Annotated in this window: 10 protein-coding genes; 8 read left to right on the top strand and 2 right to left on the bottom strand. The window is 35.6% G+C overall.

All coding sequences use genetic code 11. From position 1 onward, the window contains the following. Nucleotides 1-92: 92 nt before the first annotated feature. The 4 genes from mtnP (at nt 93) to RWZ05_RS05575 (ending at nt 4,719) form a co-directional block, all read left to right on the top strand. A complete protein-coding gene (gene mtnP / locus RWZ05_RS05560; protein WP_298696072.1) occupies nt 93-887 on the top strand; it encodes an S-methyl-5'-thioadenosine phosphorylase in 795 nt (264 codons plus the stop codon). Nucleotides 888-927: 40 nt separating this feature from the next. Further along, nucleotides 928-1,992: an S-methyl-5-thioribose-1-phosphate isomerase gene (gene mtnA, locus RWZ05_RS05565; protein WP_314642829.1), complete on the top strand. Its 1,065-nt coding sequence runs from the start codon at nt 928-930 to the stop codon at nt 1,990-1,992. A gap of 75 nt (nt 1,993-2,067) precedes the next feature. Further along, entirely contained in the window at nt 2,068-3,312 is a 1,245-nt protein-coding gene (locus tag RWZ05_RS05570; RefSeq protein ID WP_314642831.1) for an adenosylhomocysteinase, read from the top strand. Between the two features lie 117 nt (nt 3,313-3,429). Next, complete coding sequence (locus RWZ05_RS05575) at nt 3,430-4,719, top strand: amidohydrolase (protein WP_314642833.1); 1,290 nt, start codon at nt 3,430-3,432, stop codon at nt 4,717-4,719. A gap of 147 nt (nt 4,720-4,866) precedes the next feature. On the opposite strand, the gene RWZ05_RS05580 is transcribed toward RWZ05_RS05575, so the two are convergent. Beyond that, entirely contained in the window at nt 4,867-5,616 is a 750-nt protein-coding gene (locus tag RWZ05_RS05580) for a methyltransferase domain-containing protein (protein ID WP_314642835.1), read from the bottom strand. A 146-nt stretch (nt 5,617-5,762) separates the two neighbouring features. Between RWZ05_RS05580 and RWZ05_RS05585 the strand changes: the two genes are divergently transcribed. The 3 genes from RWZ05_RS05585 (at nt 5,763) to RWZ05_RS05595 (ending at nt 8,495) form a co-directional block, all read left to right on the top strand. Then, nucleotides 5,763-6,701: a DUF1848 domain-containing protein gene (locus tag RWZ05_RS05585; RefSeq protein WP_314642837.1), complete on the top strand. Its 939-nt coding sequence runs from the start codon at nt 5,763-5,765 to the stop codon at nt 6,699-6,701. Nucleotides 6,702-6,841: 140 nt separating this feature from the next. Further along, on the top strand, nt 6,842-7,750 hold the full coding sequence (locus RWZ05_RS05590; protein WP_314642838.1) for an HAD family hydrolase: 909 nt from the start codon (nt 6,842-6,844) through the stop codon (nt 7,748-7,750). Between the two features lies 1 nt (nt 7,751). Beyond that, nucleotides 7,752-8,495 carry a DUF4241 domain-containing protein gene (locus RWZ05_RS05595; RefSeq protein ID WP_314642840.1) on the top strand — a complete coding sequence of 248 codons (744 nt, stop codon included), beginning with the start codon at nt 7,752-7,754 and terminating at the stop codon, nt 8,493-8,495. A 97-nt stretch (nt 8,496-8,592) separates the two neighbouring features. Here RWZ05_RS05595 and RWZ05_RS05600 read toward each other — a convergent pair whose 3' ends face one another. Then, the gene (locus RWZ05_RS05600; protein ID WP_005379839.1) at nt 8,593-8,742 is read right to left on the bottom strand and encodes a hypothetical protein; all 150 of its coding nucleotides are present in this window, start codon (nt 8,740-8,742) and stop codon (nt 8,593-8,595) included. A 152-nt stretch (nt 8,743-8,894) separates the two neighbouring features. Here RWZ05_RS05600 and RWZ05_RS05605 point away from each other — a divergent pair, with 152 nt between their 5' ends. Continuing rightward, on the top strand, nt 8,895-10,199 hold the full coding sequence (locus RWZ05_RS05605) for a WG repeat-containing protein (protein ID WP_314642842.1): 1,305 nt from the start codon (nt 8,895-8,897) through the stop codon (nt 10,197-10,199). Nucleotides 10,200-10,267 lie beyond the last annotated feature (68 nt).

Raw genomic sequence — 10,267 nt, forward strand, 5'->3', positions numbered from 1 at the left:
AAAAAATTACAGGCTACTAGGTTTTTCCTATAGCCTGTTTTTCTATTCTGTGAGAAAATAAAAGATAGAGTTATTAATAATAGGAGGTCACAATGAGTGCAATTGGCGTAATTGGTGGTACTGGCGTATATGATCCGTCCATCTTTGAAAATATTCATGAAGAATCCTTAATGACACCATATGGTGAAATAGATTATGTACAAGGTACTTACCATGGAAAAACTGTAATCTTTGTTGCTCGTCACGGCAAAGATCATACAATTCCTCCACATAAAATTAACTATCGTGCTAATATTTGGGGGCTCAAAAAATTAGGTGTTACATTTATTATTTCTACGACTGCGGTAGGGTCCTTGAATGAAAACTTTAAACCTGGTCACTTTGTTTTAACTGATCAGTTTTTAGATTTCACTAAGAACCGCATCACTACATTCTATGAAGGTGGTGACCGTCCAGTGGCACATCTTGATGTAACAAATCCTTATTGCCCTGAATTGCGTGATGTTCTTCAAAAGGTTGGTACAGAACAAGGCCTTACCATTCATAATGGCGGTACTTATGTATGTACAGAAGGACCTCGTTTTGAAACACCAGCTGAAATTAAAATGTTCCATATGCTCGGTGGTGATACCGTAGGTATGACTAATGTACCTGAAGTAAATCTAGCTAACGAAGCTGAAATGGCATATGCTACTATATCTATGATTACAAACTATGCGGCCGGTATTTCTGAATCTGCATTAACACATAGTGAAGTTGTAGAAATGATGGGTGATATGGCGGCTCAACTTAAATCTCTTATCTTAGGTGCTATTGATGCAATCGATGTAGACGCTCGCTATGATGCTCATAATCGTATGCATGAATATGGTGGTTTCAAATTATAATCCATTTATCCTAATACAGTAGTTCCTCGAAGGAGACGCTATGATTAATATTGAATGGCGTAAAGATACGCTAGTATTATTAGATCAAACTAAATTACCAACAGAGATTTCCTATGTACACTGTACTGATTGGCGTCAAGTCGCTGAAGCTATTAAGATGCTTCGCGTTCGTGGGGCTCCAGCTATCGGTGTGGCAGCTAGCTATGGTTTAATCTTAGCGGCTATGGAAGCAGGTCGCCAAGATGTTCCATTTAGTGAGCAATTAACGAGTCTATATGACTTTAGTGAGACCTTAAAGGAAACTCGTCCAACAGCAATCAATTTAGCATGGGCTGTAGATCGTGTTATATCTCTTGTGAAAGCCAATGTTGCTAGTATGTCCTCTATGAGTGAAGTTGTAGACCTTATTACTAAAGAGGCTATTATCATTCACGAAGAAGATGTATCTTTAAATCGTCGTATGGCCGAAGCAGGGGCTACATTATTTGAAGGTAAGAAACATATTCGCATTTTAACCCATTGTAATGCTGGTGCACTAGCTACCGGTGGTCTTGGTACTGCTCTTGGTGTTGTACGCAAGCTCCATGAAAATGGTCAACTTGAACGGGTGTATGCCGATGAAACACGTCCATTACTACAAGGGGCTCGTCTTACTGCTTTTGAGCTGCATGAGGATGGTATTCCTGTAACATTAGAAACAGATAATATGGCTGCCTATGCTATGCAACATGGTCTCATTGATGCTGTTATTGTTGGTGCAGATCGCATCACTACAAAAGGTGATGTAGCTAATAAAATCGGTACTTATGGTGTAGCCGTTCTCGCTAAATTCCATAACATTCCATTCTATGTGGCGGCACCATATAGCACATTTGATTTTACCTTGGAAAATGGTAGCCATATTCCTATCGAGATGCGTGATGATTATGAAGTAACATCTTTACATGGTGTTCAAACAGCGCCTAATGGCATTAGCGTACTAAATCCTGCATTTGATGTAACACCTCATGATCTCGTAACTGCTATAATTACTGAAGAAGGTGTATTGACTCCCAATTATGAAGAGTCCATCGGTAAGCTACGCCAAATTGTAGAATCTAAATAACAAATAAATCCCAGATGGTTTACTATCAAATTTTTATTTTAACTATATCAACTCATATTAGTAAAAGGAGTTATTATGAAATCTTTAATTAAAGATATTAATTTAGCCGCAGAAGGCTGTAAAAAAATTGATTGGGTTTCTAACTTTATGCCTACATTGAATACATTAGGTGACCGCTTTGAAGCAGAACAAACTTTCAAAGGACAAACTATTGTTGTAAGTGTTCATTTAGAAGCAAAAACAGCATACTTAGCTACTGTCTTAAAACGCGGTGGTGCTGATGTTATTGTAACAGGTTCTAATCCATTGTCTACACAAGATGATGTTGCGGCAGGCCTCGTTGATATGGGATTAACTGTATATGCTTGGTATGATTGTACTGAGGAAGAATACTTCAATTTCCTTAATAAGGCACTTGATCATAAACCACACATTATTATTGATGATGGTGGTGACTTAGTAAACTTGTTGCACACTACACGACAAGATGTAAAAGAACGTCTTTTAGGTGGTAGTGAAGAAACTACAACAGGTGTACATCGTCTATATGCATTAGAGAACGCTAAACAATTAACATTCCCTATGATTGCTGTAAACGATTCCTACTGTAAATATCTCTTTGATAACCGTTATGGTACAGGCCAATCCGTATGGGATGGTATTATGCGTACTACAAACTTAACTGTAACAGGTAAAAACGTTGTTGTTGCTGGTTATGGTTGGTGTGGTAAAGGCGTTGCAATGCGTGCAAAGGGTCTTGGTGCTCATGTATATGTAACAGAAGTAGATCCAATCAAAGCTATTGAAGCTGTATTCGATGGATTCAAAGTATTGCCTATGATTGAAGCTGCTAAAGTAGGTGATATTTTCTGTACAGTAACAGGTTGTAAAGATGTTATTGTAAAAGAACATTACGAAGTGATGAAAGATAAAGCTATCTTATGTAATGCTGGTCACTTTGATTGCGAAGTTAACGTAGCTGATCTTACAGAGCTTGCTGTAAGCCACGAACGTGTTCGTCAAAACATCGAAGGCTATACTATGGCAGATGGCCGCAAACTTTATGTATTAGCTGAAGGTCGTCTTGTTAACCTTGCAGCTGGCGATGGACATCCTGCAGAAATTATGGACTTGTCCTTTGCTATGCAAGCTCTTGCAGCAGAACATATCTTGAAAAACGGCAAAGAAATGAAGCCAAAAGTATATGTATTGCCTCATGAATTAGATGTGGAAATCGCTAAACTAAAATTAAACTCCATGGGCTATGATTTAGATTCTTTAACACAAGAACAAATCGACTACTTAACAAAAGTAAACTAATACTATATTGAAATATAATGGTTTAGCATATATTTTGTATCTAAACTATTACTAGCTTTCAAATTAAACAAATATAACCGAGCTATTATGGCTCGGTTATACCTATGAGGGAAGACTATGTCTGATTTATTGATTACTCATGTAGACGTCCTCACCGATGAGGGCGTTCTTAAAAACCATGCCATTGAAATTGAAAATGGCTATATTACAGCTATTTTAAATGACAGTGAAGCTATTAAGGCAAAAGATACTGCTAAGGAAGTGCTAGATGGTAGAGGCCAATTAGCAGCACCAGGTCTTGTAAATACGCACACTCATATTGCGATGGGCCTATTTAGAAACTATGCAGATGATCTTGAGCTTATGGAATGGCTTGAAACAGCAATTTGGCCAACAGAAGCAAAATTAAACGACGATTATGTCCGTTATGGCACACAACTTGGCATTGGTGAAATGCTGCGCACTGGTACTACAACCTTTAGCGATATGTATTTCTTTATGAATACGACGGCTGAGGTGGTAAAAGAAACGGGTATTCGTTCTGTATTATCTCGTGGTTTAGCAGGTGTTTCTCCCACAGCAGATCAAGCATTAGTTGAGAATGCTGATTTATTCCGCACTTGGAACGGCTTTGATAATGACCGCATCAAGGTATTATTAGGACCACATGCACCATATACTTGTCCAGACGCTTATATGGAGAAGGTTATTTCCTTGTCTCATGAATTAAACTGTGGCATTCACATGCACTTGTCCGAAACTAAAGGGGAAGTGGAGAATATTATGAAAGCTACAGGTAAAACTCCAATCGCTCATATGCATGATTTAGGTTTGTTCTGGAATACTACATTGGCCGCACACTGTGTTCATATTACAGACGAAGATATGGCAATTATGGCTGAAAATAATGTAGCAGTAGCACATAATCCACAATCTAATCTTAAATTAGCAAGTGGTATTGCACCTGTGCCTGAAATGATCGGTAAAGGCATTACTGTTGGGCTTGGTACAGATGGTTCCGCATCCAATAATAATGCGGACATGCTTGAAGAAGTACGCCTTGCGGCTACCTTACATAAAGCGCGTCTCTACGATCCTAAAGCGATTCCTGCACAAGCAGCTTGGCATATGGGCACTGTAGAAGGTGCAAAAGCGCTTGGTTATACAGACCTTGGTATATTAGCAAAAGGCTATCGTGCGGATATCGTACTATATGACGTATCTGGTATGCACTGGATGCCTCGTTACAACGATTTAGCGGCACTTGTATACTCTGCAAACAGCTCTGATGTAAATACTACAATTGTAGGTGGCAAAGTTCTTATGAAAGATAAAGAATTGCTTACTATTGATGAAGAAAAACTTCGCGTAGAAATCACTAAGGCTCAGGCGTATTTCAGTAACTAATATTTTAGTAACAAATATTTTGATAACTAATATTTTCGTAAAAACTATATCTGTAATAAAAGAAAACCCACTCATATTATGATATATTCCCTCATAGGGTACATATCATATGGAGTGGGCTTTTTTTGTAATATTTGAGTTTGAATGCTATTTTATTACTTTCACCAAGAACATTGGTACAGGAATATAAAATTCATCTTCTTCGCTATAAATACGAGTTCCTACTGAGGAATCAATGGTGACAGAGCTTGCACCTAATTTTGTGAGTAGTTCTTTATCCCATTGAGGGCGTGTAAAGGATGAAATTTCAAGCATATGATAAATAGTATGACACCGTTCTTTTAACTCATTGCTTACATGTTCATGGGCATGATGAACAGATTGTGGTAAGTCATGGTGATTGCGAGCATGTTCCGCATCATAATTGAGGATTAAACCGCCTGGGCGAATGATGCGTAACCATTCAGCATAAGCTTTATCTGGATGTGGTAAATTCCATGTTACATTGCGGGCCACAACGATATCAAAGGTATTGGAGTCAAAACTGAGATTTTCGGCATCCATAACAGAAAAGGTAGCATCACAATCAAGGGATTCTGCCAGTTGATTTGCTTCGTTTATCATATTAGGCGTAATATCGATGCCGTGTACTGTATGTCCTAGTTGAGAGAGGATAATACTAAAGAAGCCTGCACCACAACCAATGTCTAATATACGTAAAGAGCGATCAGAATCAAAGATATGACTCGTTAGTTCATCTCTCCATAATTTAAGTTTAGGGCTCTCTAATTCTTTGGCGCGCAAAACTCCAAAATCATGAGCTCGATCTGTCCAATAAGATGTAATAAATTCTTTATCGTCCTTCATAGGATGGTTAGGTTCAAAAATATCGTTCATACGTTAGTTCTCCTCATATTTTATAGTATTTATAGTACCATAAAATATGAATAAACTATACAGCAAAAATCACATATATACTATAAATACATAGGGTTAGATATGTTATAATATTTTTATATTTTGTTTAATGAAAGGGCAGTGCTATGATATTACAAACTGGACAACGTACAGATATACCTGCCTTTTATGGTCAATGGCTAATTAATCGTATACATGAAGGTTTCGTAGATGTTCAAAATCCTTATAATCCACTACAAGTAACGCGTTATGCTATTAATCACGAAGTAGTAGATGGTATTGCTTTTTGTACGAAAAATCCCTTGCCATTTATACCATTACTAAATGAAATTAACGATTATCGGCAATATTGGCATATGACCATAACCCCTTATGGACGTGACATTGAGCCCTATGTACCGCAATATGAGTCTGTAATAGATGGCTTTAAACATATTTCTAATGAGCTTAATCCTCAGTCTATGGTGTGGCGCTATGATCCAATTATTTTAACTAATGACTATACAATAGATTTTCATTGTGAAAGCTTTTATAAAATGGCAAAGTCCTTAATGGGCTATACCGATACAGTTATTGTTAGTTTTTTAGATATCTTTGATAAAGTATCTCATAATTTTCCTGAAGGCTATAGACCAAGTTTAGATATTCAAAAGAAAATCATTAAAGAATTCGTAGTTATAGCTCAATCTCACCATATGATACTTAAAACCTGTGGAGAAGGGGAGGTATTCAAAGAATTTGGTGTTAATACGGAGGGCTGTCTTACACTAGATTGTTATGAGCGAGCTTGGAAGGTAACATTAAAAGCACCGAAACGAACGCCGGCTAGACCTGAGTGTGATTGTTATTTACATGGGGATATCGGTGCTTATGATAGCTGTAGTCATTTCTGTCGTTATTGTTATGCCAATACGAATCAAGCTGTAGTTCGCCAAAATCGGATACAACATGATCCTAATTCCAGCTTACTGATTGGAACACTTTCAAAAACAGCAATTATTAAAGAAAGTAGGGAAAAGAGCTGGATTGTAGATGAAACTTTTACACAAGAGAGCCTATTTTAACTAGAATTACGAGGAATTACGAAACTTAAATCATTGACGTATCGTGTAAAATATAATCAAAAGGGATTGGGTCATCTTAAAAATATAAGAGAGTTACATGATGTTTTAATAGTTTATGTATTATCACAAGGAGGTGGATTATGATCACCTATAAGAATGACAGTAAGGAATCTTTACAATCATCCAAATCGTCTATGCCAGTGCTAGCCATGTGTTACGATTTTGATAAAACCTTAACCCCTGATGATATGCAGGCACAAGGATTTATTCAATCTGTGGGCTATAACGAAGAGCAAATTAAACAATTCTGGCAAGAATCGAATGAATTGGCTAAAAAGAATGATATGGACAATAACTTAGCCTATATGTACAAGATGATTCAAGAAGCAGTAGGTCATTTTTATGTAACAAAAGAAAAGCTTATGGAATATGGCAATCAAGTAGAATTATACGAAGGTGTTCGCACTTGGTTTGAACGTATTCGCGACTATGGATTAGAACATGGCGTACGCATTGAGCATTACATCATTTCCTCTGGCTTAAAAGAAATGATTGAAGGCACTGAAATGGCTAAAGAGGGGGCTTTCACCAAAATCTATGCTAGTGCATTCATGTTTGATGATAAAGGCGTAGCCGTATGGCCTGCACAAGCTATTAACTATACAAATAAAACACAGTTTTTATTCCGCATACAAAAAGGGATTTTAGATATTAATGACACAGGTGTTAATGATTATATTAAGCCTGAGAATCAACGGGTTCCATTCCGTAATATGATCTATATTGGAGATAGCGATACAGATATTCCTTGCATGAGCCTTGTCAATGCCAATAGTGGTCATTCCATAGGTGTCTATGATCCTATTAAAAAGGATAAGGACAAGGTTTATAAAATGATGCGTCATCATCGTATACGATATTATGCACCGGCAGACTATTCTAATGGTTCAAGGCTAGATACCTTGGTGAAGCAAATTATACGTAAAACAGCAGTCTACGAAGTATTAGAGGGCGAATATATTCATTGTAAATACGAAGCAGAGGAGTAATATGGATCAATCTAAATTAAAAAGCGAATGGATTCAAACATTTAACCGATTAGGTTCGGAAGGTAAATTAAAACCGACTGTACCATATCACGATTTATTCGGTCGTAAGGAGTTAAAAGGGTTTCCTTTACATACATTGCCTATGTGGACTGTAAACTTCCCAACAGGTCATATTACATGTTGTGATCCATTGGTAACATTACCGAGCAAACCTGATACCTATATTAGAACGGTAGAACCAGGCACGTATCTATTGGAAACTAAAATCATTGAAATGGAACCAAATCAATATCGTTATGTGGCAAGCCGCGTTATCTTTAATGGCAATGAGCCGGTAAACTACGAATTAGCTTTAAAAGGTACAGAAGATATTGAAACGCTAGATGATGGTGAAAGCTTCATCGGTTTCCCGGTAGATTCTGGTCTTGCTACAGTAGTCGATGCTGAAACAATTGAGACCTACCGGAAGTTTTACGATCAATGGCACACTAACTATCCTGATAAGAATATTTACGATGATTACTACAGTGATTTATTCCAATTAAATGCTATGGCATATCCACAATATCAACGCTCTAAAGGGGATTGGATTAACTTTACGATTCCTGAAACGGAATTAACAGTACCAATGATTCAATCTGGCTTTGGTGATGGTTTATACCCTGTATACTGGGCATTTGATAAAGATGGTCAAATTTGCCAACTAATTATGGAATATATTGATTGCAGTGAAGCGTATCAGTAATAGTTACTGTTGTGACCCTAGTAACCAAATGTAATAGAATATTAATAAGGCGCTTAGCAATGCTAGGCGCCTTTGTCTATCAGTTCATATTAGATTGTTAAATACCAAAAATCCAGTTAATAATAACACGTAAACAACTAAGACCTACAACGATTTCTGCAAGAAAACGCAAGGAATGTTCCATGCCATTTCCTAGATTTTTTAAACTGCCAATTTTAGCTTTACTTACGATATCACACCAGCACATATAGTAATCCTCCCTTGAGAGCTAATATGAGAAATATACATAGTTTATATGATTATTTTACAATTATATTCGATAAATTTCAATATAGAAATTAAAAATTATGATAAAATAATAATAATTATTATTGTGTTAAATGAAAGAGGGTATATTTTATGAGGAGAATTTTTGTTGCTTTAGCAATACTTCTTGCACTAGGCAATACGGCTGAAGCCAAAAATTATATTACGTTAGAATCACCATCAGGAAATACTATTGTTGATGAAACAGGCAAGTGGATTTTAGGTCCTTATAAAGATTTACATGTAAATTACATTATTGACTTTGGAGAAAGATATGCGTACGCTTCATTTTATGATAATAGTCAAAAACGCTATATTAATTTAAATACGATGGCTTATTTACCATCAGGATATGATTATGAGTTTTCTTATGAGTATGCAAAGGCTTTGACAAAGGATGGATTTAAGTTAGTAAAGTCTGATGGTACTTATGCTATAAATGATGTTGTTAGTGCTTATTATTATTGTTCGGATAATTTAATATTTGGTAAAAAGGGTGAGTTTTGGTATCTTTATAATATAAGTACAGGTTCATTAGTTATAGATAATCCTATTACAAGTACATGGGAAAATGTAAATAAATATTATAATGGATCTGGAGGGGTTGTATTATTAAAAATAGAAACAGCAGACGGATATGTCAAATATGTAACTAATGATGGTATAGAAATAGATGAAGATACTGCGATTCATAATATAAATAAATATAATTATGAACTCATGGAAGGAGCTGGTACTGGAGATGGAGAAGGAAATGGTTATAATGGAATTAGATATAGTCGAGAACCGTCTACTCAATTCATACCATTTTCCATTGTTGATAAAAAAGGGAAAACTTTATATGGTATTAGATTATCGAATGATAATGTATTAATTGCTCCTAAATACAATTATATAGAACCTTTAGGAGATGATTTTAAGTATTTTATTGCAGTTGATAAACATAATAAATATGGTATTATAAATGTTGTAGACCAAGTAGTCATACCATTTAAATATGATTCCTGTAAAAGATTAAGTGATCGTAGCTTTGTGTTAAAAACAGCTGAAAAATCTTATATTTTTAATGCAGAAAGTGGAATATTAGTTGATAAGGCTTATGATACGATTGACACATCAAAACCAATTTATATGATTGATAAATTTACTGTAGCCACAATAGAAAATAAAAAATATATAATTGATTCTAATGATGGTCATATAATATTAACATTGCCAGAATCAATTGATGATATTACGGCGTATTATGATAATTTATATGTAGTCAAATCTGGTAATACATATGGTCTTATGAATATGTATGGTAAAATTTTAGTTAATCCTGAGTTTAATAAAGTTACTATTGATGAGCCTATATTCAATAACTATATGAAATACTTATCGGAACATGATGATTAATTTATTGTAAAAAAAGGGTTATAGGACAAAAAGTGTTGCTGTTAATGCCGATGGAACTAGATAAATAC

The sequence above is a fragment of the uncultured Veillonella sp. genome, assembly GCF_963543145.1.
Lineage (GTDB): Bacteria > Bacillota > Negativicutes > Veillonellales > Veillonellaceae > Veillonella.